Raw genomic sequence first — 21,963 nt, forward strand, 5'->3', positions numbered from 1 at the left:
TAACAAAAACAACTAAATAATAACACCCACATATTTTATTAGTATTTATTCAATTAATGATTAAAAATATAAGGCTCCTAAAAATAGCAACTATTTTTATATAAAATACTTGCTAAACATTATGAACAAGCATATTATAATAAAATATATAAAAGACTTAATAAATTTTCATATAATAAAATTTTTTTATATACAAAATTGATACTTAGGAGGTTATGTATTATGGGTTCACATGCACTGTATAACTTAAGAAAAAAAAGACATCTTGAAATTAATGAATTAACTGAAATCCTAAACAAAAAGTATGGCACACATTACGAACCACATCAATTATACGAATGGGAAAATCATCAACATGAACCAAAGTTCAAAGATGCAATGATTCTGGCAGATTATTTCAATACATCTTATCAAGTTCTAGTTGAAAGTAAATATAAAGAATATCAACAACAATTTGATGATGTTGATATTCGACTATAAACAACTTTAAAGGAACAAAACATATTCATGTTGAATATAATGTCTTGTTCCTTTGTTTTTATTCTTCGGTATTTGTACTTTGATGATTTGGTTGTGCTTGTTCATTACGATCCATTTGAGAAGTTGTGGGTTCTTCTTTAGTTTGTGTAGAAGCGTCTGTTGAAGTTGAATGATTGTTCTCGGATTGATTCGATGTCTGGACATCATTTTGAGTTTCAGATTGCGCGCTATTTTGATTTTCTTCATTAGATGATGTATGTTGCGTTTCATTATTATTCTTTGTTTCATTATTTTGTACATCATTATTTCGTTGTCGGTTACTTTGTTCTAATTTACTTTCATTCATTTGTTTTCTTTTAGCTTTTTCTTCATCTGTCATATTATTATAATTATCAACAATACTACCTGTATGTTTATCTACAATAGCTACATAAGGTGTACCAGTACCATAAGCGTCACTTGCTGCATAATCTATATAATACATATCGTCAGTACTTTTACTAGGATTGTAATTAAATTCATTTCTTAAACGATGTCCAAATCCTTGATTTTTATACCAATCATAGACAACATCCTCTGCTTGCTGAGGTGTAAGTTCTTTATTCGAAGAATCGTTTGATTGATTGTCACTAGTTGAATGACTTTCATTTGTAGTCGTTTCATTATTTCCATTGATTCCGTTTTCAGATTGGTTTTGAGTATTCTGTTCGGATGACTGAATACTATTATTATCATTTGGTTGAATATCTTCAGTTTGATTATAATTAGTATTTTCATCATTATCATTTTGTTGTGTATCTGATGAATCTATATTCTTCTCATTATTAGTATTATTATTTTTATTTGAATTATTAGGCGTTTTGTTTTTATTATCACTCTTCTCAGTTTTTTGTTTATCCTCTGAACTATCATTATTTCCGCCTGGTAAATGAATATTTAAATCACAAGCACCCAAAAGTAAAGTAGATGCAACAATACCTGCTAATAAATATTTTCCTCTCATTATCATCAAAACTCCTTATGTATATCTCTTTTAATGATAACATTTTATATTGCATCCCTTAAAGATATTACCCAATACATTTTAAAATCAACTTAATATGTATAATCTATCTATTTTTTATTACTCGACATAAAAATAACCCCGCAAGCCTTGAGCTTACGGGGTTTAACACTAATTATATATTAGTTTTCGTCTTTAACATATGGTAATAAAGCCATATGACGAGCACGTTTAATAGCTGTAGTCAACATACGTTGATATTTAGCTGAAGTACCAGTTACACGACGTGGTAAAATTTTACCGCGTTCTGAGATAAAACGTTTTAATAATTCAGTGTCTTTATAATCAATATGTGTAATACCATTTGCTGTGAAATAGCATACTTTTTTACGACGACGTCCGCCTCTTCTTGGTCCACCTGCCATGGTTAATTACCTCCTTTTATATTTTTAATCTCATTCTTTCGTTAGAATGGTAAGTCATCATCACTAATATCAATTGGACCATTCGCATTTGCAAATGGGTTATCTGATTGATTATTGTTTGATGCACGATTGTTATTATTATTATAAGATGTATTTTGTCCTGATTGTGAACCACCAAATCCTTGGCCATAATCTTGGAAATCATTATTTCCTTGATTACGTTGTCCACCTTGTGCATTTTTAGGTTCAAGGAATTGAACACTATCCGCTACAACTTCAGTGACAAATATACGACGACCTTCTTGATTTTCATAACTGCGTGATTGTATGCGACCATCAACGCCAGCTAAACTACCTTTTGAAAGATAGTTATTTACGTTTTCTGCTTGTCTTCTAAATACAACAACGTTAATAAAGTCAGCTTCGCGTTCCCCTTGAGCATTCGTGAAAGTACGGTTAACTGCTAGAGTAAATGTCGCTACACTTACGCCTGAGGGAGTACTTCTGTATTCTGGATCCTTAGTTAAACGACCTACTAATACAACTCGATTTATCATTTCAACGCCCCCATTTAATTATTACTTATCTTGGTCTTCACGGATAACGATATAACGGATAATATCGTCATTGATTTTAGCTAAACGTTGGAATTCGTCTGTAGCTCTGTTATTATCTGTTTTAATGCGTACGATGAAGTAGAAGCCTTCTTTGAAATCTTCAATTTCGTAAGCAAGACGGCGTTTACCCCAGTCTTTTTCTTCTAAAACTTCTGATCCTTCTGAAGCTAAGATACCGTTAAAGCGTTCAACAACTGCTTTTTTAGCATCTTCTTCAATGTTAGGACGTACGACATACATAATTTCATATGTTCTCATTTTATAATTGCACCTCCTTGTGGTCTATGCGGCCTATCGAATCCTATCAATAGGCAAGGAATAATTTTCATTACTCACAATCAAGAATTATAGCATAGGTGATTACTTTTTACAATAAATATTATTTGAAATATTTTGTCTGAAAGTGGATAAGATTTATCGTATTGGCCTATAAATTTATATTCAAACTTTAAACATATCTTTTCAAAAGAGAACTGATATTCTATAATATCCTTGAGGTGTAACTATGCAATTAGATTTAGATTGGAATAAAGGTTTTCAAGAGTTTCAAGAAATCTTAAATTGCGGTATCACTCCAGAGTGGCTATACTGTGCAAAAGCCAATATGATTCTTGAGCCAGCTTATACTGGAGAAGGTAAACAGTTTTTTAGCACCAAAGATATTGTTAAAGCAAGTAAAGTTATACCGTTTTTTTAAGATATAACCATAATGATATAACTAAAGCGCGACGTCTATAATAAATAGATGTCGCGCTTTTTTATATTCCTATACATTAAATCGGAAGTGAACAATATCTCCGTCTTGCATAATATAATCTTTACCTTCTAAACGTTGTTTACCTGCTTCTTTCGCACCTTGCTCACCACCATGCTCAACATAGTCGTCATAACTTGTTACTTCGGCACGAATGAAACCACGTTCGAAGTCTGTATGAATGATACCTGCACATTGTGGTGCCGTCATCCCTTGTCTAAATGTCCAAGCACGTACTTCTTGAACACCTGCTGTAAAGTAAGTAGATAATCCTAACAAATCATATGTTGTTCTGATAAGACGATCGAGGCCTGGTTCTTCAATACCTAAGTCTTCTAAAAACATTTCTTTATCTTCATCATCAAGTGTTGCAATTTCTTCCTCGATTTTTGCGCTAATGACGATAACTTCAGAATCTTCTTTTGCTGCGTACTCACGAATGGTTTTCACTTTATCATTTTCATCGTCACCAATTTCATCTTCGCCAACGTTTGCAATATATAACATTTTTTTAGATGTTAATAATTGAGCTTGATTTACATATTTTTGATCTTCTTCGTTAAAATCTAAACTACGAACTGGATTTCCTTCTTCTAACGCTTCTTTTATTCTAGATAAAATGCGGAACTCCATTTCGGCTGTTTTATCTTTTTGACGTGCCATTTTTTCAATTCGAGGCAAACGTTTCTCTACTGATTCTAAATCAGCTAAAACAAGTTCCATATTAATGACTTCAATATCATCTAATGGATTTACACGGCCAGCGACGTGTGTCACATTTTCATCATCGAAAGCACGTACTACCTGACAAATAGCGTCTACTTCACGAATATGTGATAAGAATTTATTTCCTAAACCTTCACCTTTTGAAGCACCTTTAACAATACCTGCAATATCTGTGAATTCGAAAGTGGTAGGAATCGTTTTCTTAGGTTCTACCATTTCTGTTAATTTATTCAAACGTGTATCTGGTACTTCTACAATCCCGACATTCGGGTCAATCGTAGCGAAGGGATAGTTCGCAGCGAGCGCACCTGCTTTTGTAATTGCATTAAATAGAGTAGATTTACCAACATTAGGCAAACCTACGATACCTGCTGTTAAAGCCATGAATCATTCTCCTAACTTTCTGTATCTTGATGAGATACTAATATTTTTTTTATTTTTTTATCAAACACTTGTCGTGGAATCATAATACTTCTTTGACAATTTTCACATTTAATTCGTATATCTGCACCCATGCGAATAATTTTAAATCGATTTGTTCCACAAGCATGTTGTTTTTTCATTTCTACTATATCATTTATACCATATTTTGGTGTCACAACATTACCCCCAACATTTATTAAGCGTCTTGTTTATCGGTATTTCTTACGTACATGGGTTGTGGCAATTTAATACCTTCTTGTACAAACATTTTTTGAATTTCTTTGCGTAAAATTCTAGAACCTGAAGCACCTTCTCCAGGAATAGTTTCTGCTGATATTCTTATGATAACTTTTGTTTCATCTAACCCATCAATTCCTAAAACAACTGGATCAGTAATGAATAAGTAGTATTTACTACGCATTGCTGTAAATAATTTATTTAATTTCTTTTCAACTTTATCTAAATTTTCATCAACTGAGACTGGAATTTCTACAATTGACGTACCATTAGTAATAGAATAGTTAGTAATCTCACCCATACTACCATTTGGTAAAATAGTTAACTCCCCAGTGATGGTATTAATACGCGTTGATCTCAATCCTATAGATTTTACTGTTCCTTCAGCAACTGTAGTACCACCGCTATTAATTTTAACATAATCACCTACATCAAACTGATTTTCAAAAATAATGAAAAATCCAGTAATAATATCTTTGACTATAGTCTGGGCTCCAAAACCAACAGCGATACCTACAACACCAGCGCTGGCGATAATTCCGTTTACGCTAATTCCAAATTTACTTAATACTGTTGTGAGCACGATAAACCACACAATGTATCTTACAACATTTTTGATAAGGGACACGAGCGTTTTAGAGCGTTTTTTATTTCCTCTATTACTTTTATTTTGAAATTTAAATGCTTCTTCTATCGCTTTATTAATAATTCCAATTACAATTAAGCCTACTAAAATATAAATAATAACCATTGCTAATTTAGTTGCTAAATTTGTATATACTTCGGGTTCTGTTAATGGTTGAAATAGCGATGTTAACACGTTCTTCAATTGATTCATAATAGCCCCCTCCTTTTCTATTTAGTCCACCTTAAATTTATATTCCAATTTATTTATTATACAAAATTTTTTCTAAAATTGTATCAGTCTTTTGATTTATCATTTTCTTTTTTATTTTATTAATAGGATACTATTTATTAAGTTTATCTATAATACGTCTAAACTCAGCCTCGGATTTAAACTCAAACACAATTTTCCCAACATTTTTAGATACAGATATATCTATATGAGTTCCAAATTTTTCCTTAAGCGCACGTTCTTGTTTCTGTATGAATTTGGGTTTACTTGGAGTATTTAATTTTTCTTTTTTAGACTGCCCACCGTCTTGAATTTCAGAAACAACTTTCTCTAAATAACGTACACTCCACCCCTCTTTGATTGCTTGTTTACCTATACGTTTCATCGTATTTACATCTTTTAATGCAAGTAAAGTACGTCCATGGGCACCTGACATGCGATGCTCTCTTACAAGCTTAGCAATATCAGAGGGTAAATTTAGTAATCTTAGCATATTAGCAATGTAAGGACGTGATTTTCCTAACCTTTCAGCAACTTTTTGTTGTGTCAAACCAAGATCGTTCATTAATCGTTGATAACTTTCAGCTTCTTCAATTGCATTCAAATCTTCTCTTTGTAAGTTTTCTATAATGGCTAATTCCATCATGTCAGAATCAGAAAGGGATTTTACAATTGCAGGAACTTCCTCTAACCCAGCTAATTTAGAAGCTCGAAAACGTCGTTCTCCTACAACGATATAATATCCATTGATCGTTTTTCTTAAAACAATAGGTTGAAGTATACCATGAGTTGTTATAGAATCTGCTAAATCTTGAAGTTTCTCCTCATCAAATGTTTTTCTAGGTTGATAGGGATTAACTTTAATACTTGAAATTTTAATATGTTGTACGTGTTCATCATTATTTAATTGAATACGTTGATCTTCAATATGGTCCACTCATAGTCCTCCCTTATCTTTAAAGTCATTACTTAATTTTAAAAAAAGCGTGTTATATCTACAAGTCTTATAAACTTTTTTAAGAAAAATTTTACTAGGTAGAAAGTATATATATCAATCATTCAACCGCTTTCTGAATTTATTATTTAATCATAATTTTCAGAAAAGTTGTTGACAAATGTAATTTATGTCTGTAAGCTATGAATTAACTTAAAAAAACACAAATTACACACGGTAATAAGGAAAGTAAAACTTACACTGCAGATACAGAGAGTCTTGTAAGCTGAGAAGAGACATTGAAAGAAAGTTTGAAAATGGCCTTTGAGTGTTGATGCCAATATGAGGTATCAACGGGTTCGCCCGTTATAGCGATACAGTATTAACATTTATTGTTTAATGGCGTACTGGAATCACCGACGTCACTAAATTATCGTTAATACTCATTTATCATTAAAAGTTAAATGAGTTTTTTTATTACAGATATATCTGATACTTTACGATAATGTGTGTCACTTTTTCAAGTACTCCTAAAACATGATGGCGTACTGTTTGAGGTTACTTTAGCAATAAAGTAGCAAACAAAGGTGGTACCACGAAACAAGCTTTCGTCCTTTACATCCGATACATATCGGGTTTAAAGGACGGAAGCTTTTTTTATTTAGAAAATGATAGGAGGATTTGAAATGAAAGATACTCAATTAGCACAAATTTCATTAACAAAGGATTTGACTGGCGCAATTGCTAATCCAATTTACTTATCGACGGCATATCAACATCCTCACCTAGGTCAGTCTACAGGATATGATTACACACGAACGAAAAATCCAACGCGCTCTTCATTTGAAGAAGCATTTGCCAAATTAGAAGGTGGTACAGCTTCATTTGCAACTTCAAGTGGTATGGCTGCAGTTCAACTTATTTGTAACTTATTTAAACCTGGTGATGAAATTTTAGTAGCGTTTGATTTATATGGAGGAACATTTAGATTATTTGATTATTATGAACAACAATACGGTATTCATTTTAAATACGTTGATTTTTTAAATTATGAAGAAGTCGAAAACAGTATAAATAAACATACAAAAGCACTCTTTATCGAACCAATTTCGAATCCTCAAATGATTCAAATTGATGTAGAACCCTATTATGTTCTAAGTAAAAAACATCATCTATTAACAATCATTGATAACACGTTTTTAACTCCATACTTATCAACACCTTTAGAACAAGGTGCTGACATTGTTTTACACTCAGCTACAAAATATATAGGTGGTCATAATGATGTACTTGCAGGCGTAGTGACAGTTAAAGATGACACGCTTGCTGAACAATTAGGTCAATTTCACAATATGATTGGCGCCACATTGTCTCCACTTGATTGTTACTTGCTCCAAAGAGGTTTGAAAACACTACATCTCAGAATAGAACGATCTCAAGACAATGCACGTCGTCTCGCAAAACGTTGTGAAACATCCGATTCTATTGATGAAGTACTCTATAGTGGAAAAACAGGTATGCTAAGTTTACGTCTTAATAAGGCTTATAGCGTAGCTAAATTTTTAGAAAATTTAGAAATTTGTATTTTTGCAGAAAGTTTAGGAGGAACTGAAACCTTTATTACTTTCCCATATACACAAACACACGTCGACATGCCAGATGATGAAAAAGACAAACGCGGTATTGATGAACATTTAATTCGCTTATCCATTGGTATTGAAGATTATAAGGATGTTGAAGCAGATATTATTCAAGCATTAGAAAATTCTAAAGTAGGAGTGATTTCATGAGCTTATCTAAAGAAACAGAAGTGATATTTGATGAACATAGAGGTGTAGATTACGATTCAGCAAACCCACCATTATATGATTCTTCAACTTTCCATCAAAAAGTACTTGGTGGTAACGCAAAATTTGATTATGCCAGAAGTGGTAATCCTAATCGTCAATTATTAGAAGAAAAATTAGCTAAACTTGAAGGCGGCCAATATGGATTTGCTTATGCTTCAGGTATTGCAGCAATATCAGCCGTATTACTCACATTACAAGCTGAAGATCATGTCATTTTACCAGATGATGTGTATGGCGGAACATTTAGACTAACTGAACGTATTTTAAATCGTTTTAATATTAAATTTACGACGGTAAATGCGACTCATCCTGAAGAAATTGAACAAGCCATTCAACCTAATACAAAATTAATTTATATAGAAACACCATCGAACCCATGCTTTAAAATCACTGATATTAAAGCAGTTGCTCATATCGCTAAAAAGCATGATCTACTTTTAGCAGTAGATAATACATTTATGACTCCGTTAGGTCAATCTCCACTTGCACTTGGTGCTGATATAGTGGTTCATTCTGCAACAAAATTCTTAGGTGGACATAGTGATATTATTGCTGGCGCTGCTATTACAAATCGCAAAGACGTCGCTGAGGCACTTTACCTACTCCAAAATGGAACAGGAACTGCCCTATCTGCACATGATAGTTGGACTTTAGCCAAACATTTAAAAACATTACCTGTTCGTTTTAGACAATCTACATCGAATGCTGAAAAGCTTGTAGACTTTCTAAGTCAAAGAGATGAAGTTGCTGAAGTGTATTATCCGGGAAATAGTGATTTACATTTATCACAAGCTAAAAGTGGCGGTGCAGTCATTGGCTTTCGTCTAAAAGATGAAACAAAAGCTCAAGCATTTGTAGATGCGCTAACTTTACCACTTGTATCTGTAAGTTTAGGAGGAGTAGAAACTATTCTCTCACATCCAGCCACAATGTCTCATGTAGCTGTTCCAGAAGAAGTGAGAAACGAACGTGGCATTACATTTGGTCTATTCCGTCTAAGCGTAGGTCTTGAAAAACCTGAAGAACTCATAGCTGATATTGACTACGCATTGAAGGAGGCATTTAATGAGTCGATTATTGAACCATTTGAAGAACAACGTTTTAGTAGCTGATGGCGCAATGGGAACAATCCTCTATTCCGAGGGCCTAGATACTTGTCCTGAAGCATATAATCTTACACATCCCAATAAAGTTGAACGTATTCATCGTTCATATATAGAAGCAGGAGCTGATGTCATTCAGACAAATACGTATGGCGCTAACTTTGAAAAATTAAAAGTATTTGGCTTAGAGCATAAAGTAAAAGAAATTCATAAAGCCGCTGTACAAATTGCAAAACGCGCAGCCAATAAAGAGACATTTATCTTAGGAACGGTGGGTGGCTTCAGGGGAATAAAACAAGAAGACTTATCGCTTTCTACTATTCAATATCATACAGACAATCAAATTGATACGTTAATTGAAGAAGGTGTAGATGGTTTACTATTTGAAACCTACTACGATTTAGATGAATTAACGAGTGTGATAACAGCGACACGTCAAAAGTACGATATTCCAATTATCGCACAACTGACCGCTTCTAATACAAATTATCTCGTTGATGGTACAGAAATTAACGATGCGTTAAAACAGCTCGTTGAATGTGGCGCAAATGTGGTGGGCTTAAATTGTCACCATGGCCCACATCACATGCAACGCTCATTTTCACATATCGAACTCCCAGAAGATGCCTATCTCTCATGTTATCCTAATGCGAGCCTACTCGATATTGAAAATAGTGAGTTTAAATATAGCGACAATGCTAAATATTTTGGTGATGTTGCACAAGAATTAATTAACGAAGGCATTCGTTTAATTGGTGGTTGTTGTGGTACTACACCGGAACATATCTCTTACATTAAAGAATCTGTAAAAGATTTAAAACCAGTTAAAACTAAAAAAGTTATTCCAATTCATCGAACAATTAATACAAATGCAAAACGTACATTAAAACAAAATTTAACATCAAAAGTAAAACAGAGACCTACTGTGATTGTTGAATTAGACACTCCAAAACATCTCGATACGGAATTGTTCTTTGAGAATATAGGTAAGCTAGATGAAGCAAATATTGATGCAGTTACACTTGCAGATAACTCTCTCGCTACTGTAAGAGTCAGCAATATCGCTGCTGCAAGTTTAATCAAACAACGATATGATATCGAACCTCTTGTTCATATCACATGTCGCGATCGTAATCTAATTGGTTTACAATCTCATCTACTTGGCCTTTCACTCATCGGTGTTAGTGAAATTTTAGCCATTACAGGAGACCCTTCAAAAGTAGGTCATCTACCAGGCGCAACGAATGTTTATGATGTTAATTCAAAAGGCTTAACAGAACTTGCGCTACGATTTAATCAAGGTATTAATGTTGATGGTGATGCGCTGAAGAAACATACCAACTTTAACATCGCCGGGGCGTTCGATCCAAACGTTCGTAAATTAGACGGGGCAGTTAAACGCCTTGAGAAAAAAGTAGCGGCAGGTATGAGTTACTTTATTACCCAACCTGTATATAGTAAAGAAAAAATCAAAGAGGTATATGAAGCAACCAAACATCTTGATACCCCACTTTTTATCGGTATCATGCCTATTGCAAGCTACAATAACGCACTTTTCTTACATAACGAAGTGCCTGGAATTAAAATGTCAGAAGATGTATTAAATCAATTTAAAGCAGTAAAAGATGATAAAGAAAAAACAAAAGAATTAAGTTTGAGACTGTCTAAAGAATTAATCGATACGGTACATGAATACTTTAATGGTTTATATCTCATTACACCTTTCCAACGTATTGATTATTCATTAGAGCTCGCAGCATATTCTAAAGCAATTACCCAAAACAAGGAGGCAATATTATGACAACAATTAAAACTTCAAACTTAGGATTCCCAAGATTAGGTAGAAAAAGAGAATGGAAAAAAGCAATCGAAAGCTATTGGGCTAAAAAAATCGATAAAACTGAATTAGATCAAACATTAACAGACTTACATAAAGAAAATTTATTACTTCAAAAGAATTATAATTTAGACAGTGTACCTGTTGGTGATTTCTCATTATATGACCATATTCTTGATACATCATTACTTTTCAACATTATTCCTGAACGTTTCCAAGGACGTACAGTAGATGATGATTTATTGTTTGATATTGCACGTGGTAATAAAGAACATGTTGCAAGTGCATTAATTAAATGGTTTAACACAAACTATCACTATATTGTTCCTGAATGGGATAATGTTGAACCTAAGGTGAATCGCAATGTATTATTAGACCGTTTTAACTATGCTAAATCAATTAATGTAAATGCACATCCTGTCATTGTTGGTCCAATCACTTTTGTGAAACTTTCTAAAGGTGGTAATCAATCTTTTGAAGAAAAAGTTCAAACATTACTTCCACTATATAAAGAAGTATTACAATCTTTAGTAGATGCAGGTGCTGAATACATTCAAGTCGATGAACCTGTTCTTGTAACAGATGAAAGTGAAAATTATGAAAATATTACTAAAGAGGCTTATGACTACTTTGCTGATGCTGGTTTAGGAGAAAAATTAGTCATACAAACCTATTTTGAACGTGTTAATGTAAAATTCTTAAGCCGTTTACCAGTGGCTGGTCTTGGTTTAGATTTTGTTCATGATCACGGTTATAACTTAGAACAAATTAAAGCAGGAGATTTCGATAAATCTAAAACATTATATGCTGGTATTATTGACGGTCGTAATGTTTGGGCTGCAGATATTGAAGCGAAAAAAGAATTAATCGAAACTTTACAACCTTATACTAAAGCAATTGTAATTCAACCTTCCTCTTCATTATTACACGTTCCGGTATCATTAGATGATGAAACATTAGATACATCAATTGAAGAAGGCTTAAGCTTTGCTACTGAAAAATTAGATGAGTTAGATGCATTACGTCGATTATTTAATAATAATGATAGTAAAAAATATGATGAGTTAAAAGCACGCTATGAACGATTCCAAAGTCAATCGTTCAAAAACCTTGAATATGATTTTGATAGCGTACCAACCAGTCGTAAATCTGCTTTTAAAGACCGTAAAAAAGCACAAGACGCTCGTTTACATTTACCAGATTTACCAACAACAACGATCGGCTCATTCCCTCAAACAAGAGAAGTACGTAAATACCGTGCAGACTGGAAAAATAATCGAATTTCAGACGAAGAATATAACAACTTCTTAGAAAATGAAATCGCACGTTGGATTAAAATCCAAGAAGAGATTGGCTTAGATGTACTTGTACACGGTGAATTCGAACGTAATGACATGGTTGAATTCTTCGGTGAAAAACTTCAAGGTTTCTTAGTCACAAAATTTGGATGGGTTCAATCTTATGGTTCACGTGCTGTAAAACCACCAGTCATTTATGGAGATGTAAAATGGACTGCACCTTTAACAGTTAAAGAAACTGTTTATGCACAAAGCTTAACTGATAAACCTGTTAAAGGTATGTTAACTGGTCCAGTCACTATCTTAAACTGGTCATTCGAACGTGTAGATGTTCCTCGTAAAGTCGTTCAAGATCAAATTGCCTTAGCTATTGACGAAGAAGTATTAGCACTTGAAGAAGCAGGTATTAGCGTCATTCAAGTAGATGAACCAGCATTACGTGAAGGTTTACCATTACGTTCTGAATACCATGAACAATACCTTGCTGATGCGGTAAATTCATTTAAACTTGCAACATCTTCAGTCCAAGATGAAACACAAATTCATACGCATATGTGTTATTCTCAATTTGGTCAAATCATTCATGCAATTCATGACTTAGATGCAGATGTTATTTCAATTGAAACATCACGTAGCCATGGTGATTTAATCAAAGACTTTGAAGATATTAACTATGATTTAGGTATTGGATTAGGTGTATATGATATTCATAGTCCACGTATTCCTACTGAAGAAGAAATTGCAACAGCAATTGATCGTTCTTTACAACAAATTGACCGTTCTTTATTCTGGGTTAACCCTGACTGTGGTCTAAAAACACGTAAAGAAGACGAAGTGAAAGATGCCTTAACAGTACTTGTAAATACTGTTCGTAAAAAACGTGAAGAAAAAAATAAACCTGTCGCATAAGATACAGATAAACATGTGAGGGAGAAATTGAGTTTTCTCCCTCTTTTATTCTTATATTAGACTTTCGAGGTGAAACATATGACAAATTATCCATTGTGGGACCAATTACAACAATTAAAAACAGCAGAGTGGGTAGATTTAACCCATACTTTCGATCCAAACATTCCACGATTTAGTGAATTTGAAAAAGGCCAAGTATCCACATTATTTACAGTCAAAGAACATGGCTTTTATGTACAACGTTGGAATATCGTTACACAATACGGCACACACATTGACGCACCGATACATTTTGTAGAGAATAAACGTTATCTTGAGGATCTTGATTTAAAAGAATTAGTCTTACCACTTATCGTGTTAGATTATTCAAAAGAAGTAAAAAATAATGATGACTTTATCGTGACACGCCAACATTTAGAACAGTGGGAAGCGGAGAATGGGCGCATTGAAGAAGGTACCTTTGTTGCTTTACGTACAGATTGGTCAAAACGTTGGCCAGATATTGAACAATTCGAAAATAGAGATACTGATGGTAACCAACATTTACCAGGTTGGGGACTAGATGCTTTAAAATTCTTAATTGAAGAACGCGGTGTAAAATCGATTGGTCATGAAACATTCGATACAGATGCGTCAGTAGATACAGCTAAAAATGGCGATATTGTTGGAGAACGTTATATACTTGGACAAGATACCTTCCAACTTGAACTCTTAACAAACCTAGACCAATTGCCTACGCGTGGCGCAGTCATTTATGCAATTAGTCCCAAACCAAAAGATGCGCCAGGTTTCCCAGTCCGTGCATTTGCTATCAAACCATCTTAAATATAAGTGATATGTTGATAATGAGCGATCAAATTTATCACTTTCCTATATAATATATATCATCCTGATACTAAAGTACTTGAGCAAGACGAAGTATCAGGATGTGTTGTTATTTATATTCATTTTCATATTCTTCTCTCAACACACTATACACATAACTATCTGAGGATTTCCCTTCTACACGTTCATCACTTCTCAATATACCCTCTTGTGTGAATCCACGAATACCATACATAATTATCATCATTGCTTAATTTTGTTGAGCTAAACCTAAAGTTAAAAATCCAACATGAAAAATAATCCATATTATAAATGCTAAAGTCATCAGTCGACGTGGACTAAATACTTCTGCTAGTACTCCAGACATCCATGAAGCCAGTGCTACTATTAATCCATATATAGCTATCACTCTACCTGCTTGTGAATCACTATATCCAAGATCGATAATATACTTAGACAAAAACGCTTGTTCAAATCTATCACCTGTCATAAATATAGCTACCGCTACATAACCCCAATTAATACTCTAGGTAATCCTAAAAGCTGACGATTTTGTTTAGTTAAATCATTAGTCACAATAATTCCACTTTCTCCCTTTGCTTATTTGTGATTTCTTTAAAGTTGTTCATTAGCAAGACGTTCTATAGGAAGACCTTTTTTAAAACGTTCAATATAACGATTAAAGCTTTCTATTTCCTTTTCATTTGGTTTAATTTTGATGGACTCAGTATCTTTAAAAGCAATTTCATTAAGATAACTAGATAAATTTACATCGTTTTCTGCTACAAGATACCTAGCTAAAACGGCAATCCCCCATGCTCCACCTTCACTAGCTGTTTGCATAACACTAACAGGGCTTTGTATTGCTGCTGCTAAAAATGTTTGAGCAACTTTTTTGGTTTTGAATATACCTCCGTGCCCATATATTGAATGAATTTCAATATCTTCATTTTCTTTTAATAAATCAATACCAATTTTTAATGTACTAAATGCACTATATATATGAGTCTTCATTACATTAGCTAAATCGAATGAACTATCTATCGATCGTACTAACATAGGATAACCCTGTTGAACCTCTGTAATAAATTCTCCGGATATATAACCATAAGAAAGTAAATTTCCAAGTTTATCATCACCATTTAAAGCGCTTTCAAATAATTTTGTGAAAAGCTCACTTTTTTCATATTTGACACTCATTACTTCTAATACTTCTCCAAATAAATCAACCCATGCATTAATATCAGATGTGCAATTATTCGCATGTATCATGGCTACTTCATAGCCATCTGGTGTTGTGACAATATCCACTTCCGGATAAACGTTTTTCAATGATTTGTCTAATACAATCATTGAAAAGATACTTGTTCCCGCAGATATATTACCAGTCTTTGGAGCTACGCTATTTGTAGCTACCATCCCAGTTGCAGCGTCAGCTTCTGGAGCACACATAGGACAGCCTGCTTCTAATTGACCATTGGGATCAATAAGTTTTGCTCCTGTTTCTGTTAAATAACCTGCATTTTCACCTGCTACCACAACTTTTGGTAATATCTCTAAAATATCTTGATGATATCCCATTTCAGAAAAAAGTTGATTAAATGTTTTAGCAATATCTTGTCGATACTCTTTAGTTTCTACATCAATAGGAAACATTCCCGACGCATCACCTATACCTAATACTTTTTCATCTGTTAAGTACCAATGAATATAACCAGCAAGTGTGGTCATATAATCTACTTTAGCAACATGAGACTCATCATCTATAGCTGATTGATATAATTGAGCAATACTCCAACGTTCTGGAATGTTAACCTGAAATGCTTCTCTTAAAATCTTAGCCGCCTGATTAGCATTGTTATTACGCCAAGTTCGAAATGGAACGAGCAAATCTTCTTGTTGATCAAATACTAAATAACCATGCATCATCCCACTAATGCCTAATGATTTAATTTTTTTCACTGTAGTCCCATACTGTTCTTTTATAACTTTAGTCATTTCACTATAACTTTTTTGTAGACCTATCCATGCATCGTTCATAGAATATGTCCAATATCCGTCTTGATATGTATTTTCCCATCCAAACGTTCCTGTAGCTAATGTTTTACAGTTGTCATCAATTGCTACCGTTTTAATTCTAGTTGAACCAAATTCAATACCAATTGTTAAATTACCCGCTTCAATAAATTGTTTTATTGAGGAATTATTCATTTTATGCACCTCCCTATAAAATTAGTGAAAACGCTTACTTATTTAATGCTATCAAAACTTTATATAGCAAACAAGTAATTTTCAAATATAATATTTTATTAATTTTAATATTTATAAATACACAATTGATACTTTTAGTTATATAAAATCCTAAATACAAACTTATTAGTTATTTATTTAGAAAAAGTATACAAACGATATTTTTCTTTTCTCAATACTTACAGTGTTGTAAGTTTATCTATTAATTGTTGTAATATTTTATTATTGATGTTTTTATAATAAGTAAAGAGAAAGAAGGTGAAAAAAGTGGAAAATACAAATAGTAAAATGCATAAAAATGACAATAGTTATGTTTTATCAGCATTGAGTTATTTAAGTATCTTTTTTGCACCTATCATTTTACCTTTATTGGTATGGATACTTGCGGAAGAGCCAACGTCTGAGCATGGTAAAAAAGCATTAGGGAACCATGTTATAACGTGGATCAGTTTTTTTATAGGTAGAGCGGCATTTATTTTTTCAAAAGAGGTCTTTGATAAACCATTCGATCATCAATTATTAATATTTGTTATTGCTTTAATCATTGCTATTGTGTTCTTTTTAATTGCTTTAATATTATATATCCTCAACATTATCAGAGGAATTAAAATTTTATTAAAAAAATAAGTCACTTATATATTAAATTAAAAAGGGAGTACTATACTTCCTTTTTAATTTAACGCTTTTCTATAACTGATGACTTTATTTATAATCTAAGATACTTTCTTCAACGTTTCTAATCACATCTCGCGAAACCTCAAAATTATTATTAATATATCCATGCTTATTAACCGATAGAGCAATCGATTGGCCTGCATAATAATCATTTTGACTTACTCTAAAGGCACGAGTAAATGCTTCACCATCTTGTATTTTATCAATTAAAATATCTCTATTCACAAAAATCGGTTGGCTAATATTTATAGCTTTTCCATCCTTTATATTAAACTCATACAATCTTAATCCATATAATTCAAGATCGTCATTATTTTTCTTAATGACGTATTTAATCGCATTATATTTTCTAGCCATCTTTTTAATCCTTTCTATTGCTATATTATAGTAATTTTTATTTTAGTTTTCATTTATAATGTGTATTTCAAAAAACTTGAAAGATAATTTATTTATTATATAAAACCACTATGAACATTGACATTCAATCACTGCAGTTTAAATTAATAAAAAAAGAGGACAAAGACCTCTACACATCTTTGACCTCATAATATATTCACTTAATCATTTTTTAATTGTTCTTTGACTTCTGCGATAGTTTCATCCATCGTCATATTCGATTTAAGTGCCACACTCGCGATAAAACTACCTTCTACGACGGGCGCCTCCATTTTTTCAATACGATGAGAGCCTTCATACATTTCGATTGCCATATCAAGGTTCATCCCAGCAGACCCTATATCATAAAAACATATTGCATCATCATCTAATTCATTTATGACTGAAAGAATACGATCGAAAGATGTGCCAATCCCTTTATCATCTAAGCCACCAACATCAATAATATTGACGTCATTATCTGTCATTTGTAAATTTAAATCTTTGACACCTTCAGCAATTTTATAACTGTGACTCACAATTACTATTGAAGTCATTCTACCTCTCCTCCTATCATCGCATTTAAAATGTAAACACTACTTTGAGCACCTGGATCGATATAACCTTTTGAATCTTCTTTAAAATATGATGCTCGTCCTTTCGTAGCTATCATGTTTTTAGTTTCATCAGCATATGATTGTAATGTGTTAAAATCAATGTTTTCATCATTATCTAATGCTTCTCTTGTACGTTCAATTACGTCATACATCGTTTTTTCATTTAATTCTACTTTTCCACGTTGTTTAACGGCTTCTGAAAAAGCAGCAATCATCTCTTTTAAATTTTCTTTGTCAATATCATCTTTAACGACATTTGCCATTTTAACAAAGCTAAAACCGTATAAAGGACCTGAGGCACCGCCCACTTTAGACATTAATGTCATTCCTGTTGATTTAAATAATGACTTCATATCTGTGTCATCCAGACCTTGTTCTAACGCTTCAAATCCTCTGACCATATTCACTCCATGGTCGCCATCACCAATGGCACGATCTAAATCAGTTAATTCACTTTCTTTTTCTTTAAAAGTTTCAACTAAACTAAGTAGTCTTGTTTTCATGTCTTGTACATTCATTGAAAAGTCACCTCATTATCTCTATTTTTATTTAAAAATAACGACTTGTTGTTGGAGCTAAAAGACCTTTTTCTATTTCTTCACTATAAGGAACCACTGTAATGGAGAAACCTTGCATATCAAGTGATGTCATATAATCACCAACAAACCATTGTTTAGCAGCTATGTCATGTTCTTGGAATTGTTGATTTAAATACTTCGCCACAATACTTAATTCAGATAAAGGCGTGCCTCCCATACCATTTACCATAACAATTAATGATTGATCTTTCACTTCTTTTAACAACTCATCTAGTAAACGCTCAATAATAACATCAACCGATTGAATCGCTTCACGGTGTAACCCTTTTTCACCATGAATGCCGATACCTATTTCCATTTCATTATCATCAATATCGAAACTATATTTCCCAGTTGTTGGCACCATTGGTGAAGTAAGCGCCATCCCAATACTTTTAATTTTAGGAATAAACGCTTCAATTTTGTTTTTAATATCTTTTAAAGATAGGCCTTGGTCCGCTAAATAACCTGCATATTTATGAACGAATACCGTACCAGCCACGCCACGACGTTTTTCTACATCTGAAACAGCAATATCATCATTCACAATGACACGTTCAACTTTAATATCTTCCATTTGTGCCATTTCTTGAGCCATCTCAAAGTTCATAACGTCTCCAGCATAATTTTTAACGATTAATAATACACCGTCGCCTGTATCGACTGCTTTAATAGCATCTAAAATTTTATCTGGAGTCGGAGATGTAAAAACTTCACCACATACTGCCGCATCAAGCATACCATTAGCTACATAACCCGCATGTGCTGGTTCATGACCACTACCACCGCCTGATACCAAGGCAACTCCTGAATTTTTTTTATTTTTTTTAACAACAACTGTTTCTGAAATAATTTCAATATTATCATTCGTTAAAGCGAGACCCTCTAACATGTCTGTTAAAATATTATTTTTTTCTTTAATTAATTTTTTCATCAAAAAGCGACTCCTTTTGGCATATTCAAAGTAAGTTTATCTAAGATTAAATATCAACATCATTTTCTTTATTTAAACTTGGAATTTTCATATTAGTAAATATAAAAATACTCTTTCAAAAAAGGATAAAGACATAAGTTTTATCTTTATCCTTCTAATTACTTATCTATTCTTAGTTATCTTCTTTACGAAAATTAACCTTTGGAATTCAACGTACTTTTAGATAATTCACTTACTGTTAAAATAGCGTCTGCAATGTCATCTGCATTTAACTTATCACTTAAATTTGCAAAAGTATCATTTGGTTCTAAAGCACGCTCACCTACGCGAACCAAATCTTCATAACTTTTATCGGCAATGTGGAGTTCTTCTAAAGTCGTTGGCATATGGATACTACTTAAAAATTGTTGATATTTTACAAATTTTTCTGTTGGCGCATTTTCCAATACTAATTGGACTAAAATACCATAGGCCACTTTTTCACCATGCGTTAAATGATGAATATCGCCTTCAAGTGCTGTAAAACCATTATGAATTGCATGAGCAGCTGCAAGTCCTCCATTTTCAAATCCTAAACCTGAAAGTAATGTGTTCGCTTCAATCACTGCTTCAACTTGTGGAGATACAATATGATTTTTAATTGCTTCATATGCACTATGTCCATATTCAAAAATTACTTCTTCACATTTCTGCGCAATCGCTAAGCTAGCTAATGATGGTTTTCCACTAAACATATTTTTTCCTTGTCTACGTAACGTAGATTCTACCTCAACTAAAGTAGCTAATCCATCACTCATCCCTGAAGCAAATAAACGTACAGGCGCTTGCGCAACAATTTGTGAATCCACCATTACTGTATCAGGATTCTTAGGGTAAAATTCATAACCACTAAATACGCCATTATCATCATAAATAACAGATACGGCTGCCGTAGGTGCATCCATTGATGCAGTAGAAGCGAAATCGATAACACTTGCATTTAAAGCATTGGCTACTGCTTTACCTGTATCAAGTGCCTTTCCACCACCTAAACCAATGACTACATCTATGCCTTTTGTCTTAGCTTCATCAACGATACGATTAATTTCATTTTCTGAAGATTCGCCTTTAAATGTTTCGTAATCATAATTAACTTCTGAATTATTTGAAAAACTTTGATCAATTTGATCTTTAGTTATATTCCAAACAACTTCATCTGAGATTATTAATGCATGTGAACCTAAACGTTGTGTTTCATCTGCGATAGATTCGATAACTCCTTTTCCTTGTACATATCTTCCTGGAGATTGATAAATAATTTTTGCCATAGAGCTTTCCCTCCATAATAAATATTTATACTGCATCATTTAATAACTCTTCAGTAAATTACGCTCACAAATATATGATATAGAAAATACATATTAGCGTATTTACCATTACAATACGAAAAATAAGAATCAAAAGAAAGATTAAGTTGCTTAAAAAATTGATTTCTCTCTACACTTCCATTATTAATCTATTAAATATAATTGTCCACATATTAGCTAAAACTTCATTAAATTATCACTTTAAAACTTAAATATTGTAATATTATAATTTATAACCTATAATTGACTCTATCTTTACAATAGGTTTTATTGTGTTATCCTATGCTTGTATTACTCTTAATCTAACATAAAAATTTTAACCACTTTCAATTTATTCTGGAGCGTAAATTGAAAGTGGTTTTTTTAATTTATTATATATAGGTTTACTAAACAATAAGCTTAAAATAGAAAGAGATGATTCTATTCTCTATTATGTTCGGAATGAATCTATAAGTGGATATCATACGTTTATTGATTACTTAAAAAATAATTATAAAATCGTCTTGAAGATAAATTTGAATGTGTATTTACAATAGAATTAATCATCATATTCTTCTCTAAGCAAACTATACACATAACTATTTGAGAATTTCCCTTGTACACGTTCATCACTTCTCAATATACCTTCTTGTGTGAATCCAAGTCTTATTGGTATAGCTCGACTTTTCTTATTTTTAGTAGACATTCGTATTTCGATTCGATTAATATCATATTCTTCATATACATATTGAATAAGTGCTTTAGTGCATCTAGTCATGATGCCTTTCTTTTGGAAATCTTCAGCTAAATAATAACCAATCGACGTGCGTTTGTTAACCAAGTCTAAATAATGTAAGCCAATGACTCCTACAAGTTTTTGGTCATACCAAATGCCACAATGGAATCCATCTCCACGCGCAAATTGTTGTAAG

At 32.7% G+C, this 21,963-nt stretch carries 23 protein-coding genes, 2 pseudogenes and 1 other annotated feature; of the genes and pseudogenes, 8 read left to right on the plus strand and 17 right to left on the minus strand.

Annotation, left to right across the window (positions count from 1 at the left end; translation table 11 throughout):
* The first annotated feature begins 222 nt into the window (after nucleotides 1–222).
* On the plus strand, nucleotides 223–480 hold the full coding sequence (locus tag HMPREF2561_RS09535; protein ID WP_048762493.1) for a helix-turn-helix domain-containing protein: 258 nt from the start codon (nucleotides 223–225) through the stop codon (nucleotides 478–480).
* 58 nt (nucleotides 481–538) lie between these two features.
* Here the strand turns inward: HMPREF2561_RS09535 and HMPREF2561_RS09540 are convergent, their stop codons facing one another.
* From HMPREF2561_RS09540 to rpsF, 4 genes are all read right to left on the minus strand, one after another.
* Nucleotides 539–1,483, minus strand: coding sequence for a hypothetical protein (locus tag HMPREF2561_RS09540; protein WP_048762530.1), 945 nt, complete (start codon nucleotides 1,481–1,483; stop codon nucleotides 539–541).
* 182 nt (nucleotides 1,484–1,665) lie between these two features.
* Nucleotides 1,666–1,908, minus strand: a complete 243-nt coding sequence (gene rpsR, locus HMPREF2561_RS09545) for a 30S ribosomal protein S18 (RefSeq protein WP_002447994.1) — start codon at nucleotides 1,906–1,908, stop codon at nucleotides 1,666–1,668.
* Nucleotides 1,909–1,949: 41 nt separating this feature from the next.
* Nucleotides 1,950–2,465, minus strand: a complete 516-nt coding sequence (gene ssb, locus HMPREF2561_RS09550; protein ID WP_048762494.1) for a single-stranded DNA-binding protein — start codon at nucleotides 2,463–2,465, stop codon at nucleotides 1,950–1,952.
* Between the two features lie 21 nt (nucleotides 2,466–2,486).
* On the minus strand, nucleotides 2,487–2,783 hold the full coding sequence (gene rpsF / locus HMPREF2561_RS09555; RefSeq protein WP_002447961.1) for a 30S ribosomal protein S6: 297 nt from the start codon (nucleotides 2,781–2,783) through the stop codon (nucleotides 2,487–2,489).
* Between the two features lie 247 nt (nucleotides 2,784–3,030).
* On the opposite strand from rpsF, the gene HMPREF2561_RS09560 reads away from it, so the two are divergent.
* Nucleotides 3,031–3,222 carry a hypothetical protein gene (locus HMPREF2561_RS09560; RefSeq protein ID WP_019834711.1) on the plus strand — a complete coding sequence of 64 codons (192 nt, stop codon included), beginning with the start codon at nucleotides 3,031–3,033 and terminating at the stop codon, nucleotides 3,220–3,222.
* A gap of 69 nt (nucleotides 3,223–3,291) precedes the next feature.
* On the opposite strand, the gene ychF is transcribed toward HMPREF2561_RS09560, so the two are convergent.
* The 4 genes from ychF to HMPREF2561_RS09580 all read right to left on the minus strand — a co-directional run bounded on the left by ychF (nucleotide 3,292) and on the right by HMPREF2561_RS09580 (nucleotide 6,458).
* Nucleotides 3,292–4,389 (minus strand): redox-regulated ATPase YchF, encoded by a 1,098-nt coding sequence (gene ychF / locus HMPREF2561_RS09565; RefSeq protein ID WP_019834710.1) that lies wholly within the window; start codon nucleotides 4,387–4,389, stop codon nucleotides 3,292–3,294.
* A gap of 11 nt (nucleotides 4,390–4,400) precedes the next feature.
* Nucleotides 4,401–4,604 carry a DUF951 domain-containing protein gene (locus tag HMPREF2561_RS09570; protein ID WP_002448008.1) on the minus strand — a complete coding sequence of 68 codons (204 nt, stop codon included), beginning with the start codon at nucleotides 4,602–4,604 and terminating at the stop codon, nucleotides 4,401–4,403.
* A 20-nt stretch (nucleotides 4,605–4,624) separates the two neighbouring features.
* A complete protein-coding gene (locus tag HMPREF2561_RS09575) occupies nucleotides 4,625–5,503 on the minus strand; it encodes a mechanosensitive ion channel family protein (protein ID WP_017175670.1) in 879 nt (292 codons plus the stop codon).
* A gap of 130 nt (nucleotides 5,504–5,633) precedes the next feature.
* The gene (locus HMPREF2561_RS09580; protein ID WP_017175669.1) at nucleotides 5,634–6,458 is read right to left on the minus strand and encodes a ParB/RepB/Spo0J family partition protein; all 825 of its coding nucleotides are present in this window, start codon (nucleotides 6,456–6,458) and stop codon (nucleotides 5,634–5,636) included.
* Between the two features lie 225 nt (nucleotides 6,459–6,683).
* Nucleotides 6,684–7,074, plus strand: a binding site (T-box leader).
* Nucleotides 7,075–7,141: 67 nt separating this feature from the next.
* Between HMPREF2561_RS09580 and HMPREF2561_RS09585 the strand changes: the two genes are divergently transcribed.
* The 5 genes from HMPREF2561_RS09585 (at nucleotide 7,142) to HMPREF2561_RS09605 (ending at nucleotide 14,277) form a co-directional block, all read left to right on the plus strand.
* Complete coding sequence (locus HMPREF2561_RS09585) at nucleotides 7,142–8,245, plus strand: PLP-dependent transferase (protein ID WP_017175668.1); 1,104 nt, start codon at nucleotides 7,142–7,144, stop codon at nucleotides 8,243–8,245.
* Nucleotides 8,242–9,417: a cystathionine beta-lyase MetC gene (metC, locus tag HMPREF2561_RS09590; protein ID WP_070468715.1), complete on the plus strand. Its 1,176-nt coding sequence runs from the start codon at nucleotides 8,242–8,244 to the stop codon at nucleotides 9,415–9,417. The genes HMPREF2561_RS09585 and metC overlap by 4 nt, the downstream gene beginning before the upstream one ends.
* Nucleotides 9,371–11,209, plus strand: coding sequence for a bifunctional homocysteine S-methyltransferase/methylenetetrahydrofolate reductase (locus tag HMPREF2561_RS09595; protein WP_069723851.1), 1,839 nt, complete (start codon nucleotides 9,371–9,373; stop codon nucleotides 11,207–11,209). The genes metC and HMPREF2561_RS09595 overlap by 47 nt, the downstream gene beginning before the upstream one ends.
* Entirely contained in the window at nucleotides 11,206–13,452 is a 2,247-nt protein-coding gene (metE, locus tag HMPREF2561_RS09600; RefSeq protein WP_070468717.1) for a 5-methyltetrahydropteroyltriglutamate--homocysteine S-methyltransferase, read from the plus strand. Before HMPREF2561_RS09595 ends, metE begins: the two co-directional genes overlap by 4 nt.
* A gap of 78 nt (nucleotides 13,453–13,530) precedes the next feature.
* Complete coding sequence (locus tag HMPREF2561_RS09605; protein ID WP_070468720.1) at nucleotides 13,531–14,277, plus strand: cyclase family protein; 747 nt, start codon at nucleotides 13,531–13,533, stop codon at nucleotides 14,275–14,277.
* A 109-nt stretch (nucleotides 14,278–14,386) separates the two neighbouring features.
* On the opposite strand, the pseudogene HMPREF2561_RS10940 reads toward HMPREF2561_RS09605, so the two are convergent.
* From HMPREF2561_RS10940 to HMPREF2561_RS09615, 3 genes and pseudogenes are all read right to left on the minus strand, one after another.
* Nucleotides 14,387–14,497 (minus strand): annotated as a pseudogene (locus HMPREF2561_RS10940) (RimJ/RimL family protein N-acetyltransferase); the annotation flags it as partial.
* Between the two features lie 33 nt (nucleotides 14,498–14,530).
* Nucleotides 14,531–14,853, minus strand: a pseudogene (locus HMPREF2561_RS09610) (MFS transporter); the annotation flags it as partial.
* Between the two features lie 39 nt (nucleotides 14,854–14,892).
* A complete protein-coding gene (locus HMPREF2561_RS09615) occupies nucleotides 14,893–16,488 on the minus strand; it encodes a xylulokinase (RefSeq protein ID WP_069723702.1) in 1,596 nt (531 codons plus the stop codon).
* A gap of 306 nt (nucleotides 16,489–16,794) precedes the next feature.
* On the opposite strand from HMPREF2561_RS09615, the gene HMPREF2561_RS09620 reads away from it, so the two are divergent.
* Entirely contained in the window at nucleotides 16,795–17,154 is a 360-nt protein-coding gene (locus HMPREF2561_RS09620; protein ID WP_029376801.1) for a magnetosome magnetite crystal formation protein family, read from the plus strand.
* Nucleotides 17,155–17,229: 75 nt separating this feature from the next.
* On the opposite strand, the gene HMPREF2561_RS09625 is transcribed toward HMPREF2561_RS09620, so the two are convergent.
* The 6 genes from HMPREF2561_RS09625 to HMPREF2561_RS09650 all read right to left on the minus strand — a co-directional run.
* A complete protein-coding gene (locus HMPREF2561_RS09625) occupies nucleotides 17,230–17,559 on the minus strand; it encodes a hypothetical protein (RefSeq protein WP_017175660.1) in 330 nt (109 codons plus the stop codon).
* A 200-nt stretch (nucleotides 17,560–17,759) separates the two neighbouring features.
* Nucleotides 17,760–18,134: a dihydroxyacetone kinase phosphoryl donor subunit DhaM gene (dhaM, locus tag HMPREF2561_RS09630; RefSeq protein WP_017175659.1), complete on the minus strand. Its 375-nt coding sequence runs from the start codon at nucleotides 18,132–18,134 to the stop codon at nucleotides 17,760–17,762.
* Nucleotides 18,131–18,712: a dihydroxyacetone kinase subunit DhaL gene (dhaL, locus tag HMPREF2561_RS09635; RefSeq protein WP_017175658.1), complete on the minus strand. Its 582-nt coding sequence runs from the start codon at nucleotides 18,710–18,712 to the stop codon at nucleotides 18,131–18,133. The genes dhaM and dhaL overlap by 4 nt, the downstream gene beginning before the upstream one ends.
* 31 nt (nucleotides 18,713–18,743) lie before the next feature.
* Nucleotides 18,744–19,706, minus strand: a complete 963-nt coding sequence (gene dhaK, locus HMPREF2561_RS09640; protein WP_019834703.1) for a dihydroxyacetone kinase subunit DhaK — start codon at nucleotides 19,704–19,706, stop codon at nucleotides 18,744–18,746.
* Nucleotides 19,707–19,900: 194 nt separating this feature from the next.
* Nucleotides 19,901–21,013, minus strand: coding sequence for a glycerol dehydrogenase (locus HMPREF2561_RS09645; RefSeq protein WP_017175656.1), 1,113 nt, complete (start codon nucleotides 21,011–21,013; stop codon nucleotides 19,901–19,903).
* Nucleotides 21,014–21,590: 577 nt separating this feature from the next.
* Nucleotides 21,591–21,963 (minus strand): GNAT family N-acetyltransferase (locus tag HMPREF2561_RS09650; protein WP_070468722.1); only part of this gene is annotated, 373 nt, incomplete at its 5' end.

The organism is Staphylococcus sp. HMSC069E10 (assembly GCF_001809205.1).
GTDB classification, from domain to species: Bacteria; Bacillota; Bacilli; order Staphylococcales; family Staphylococcaceae; genus Staphylococcus; species Staphylococcus hominis.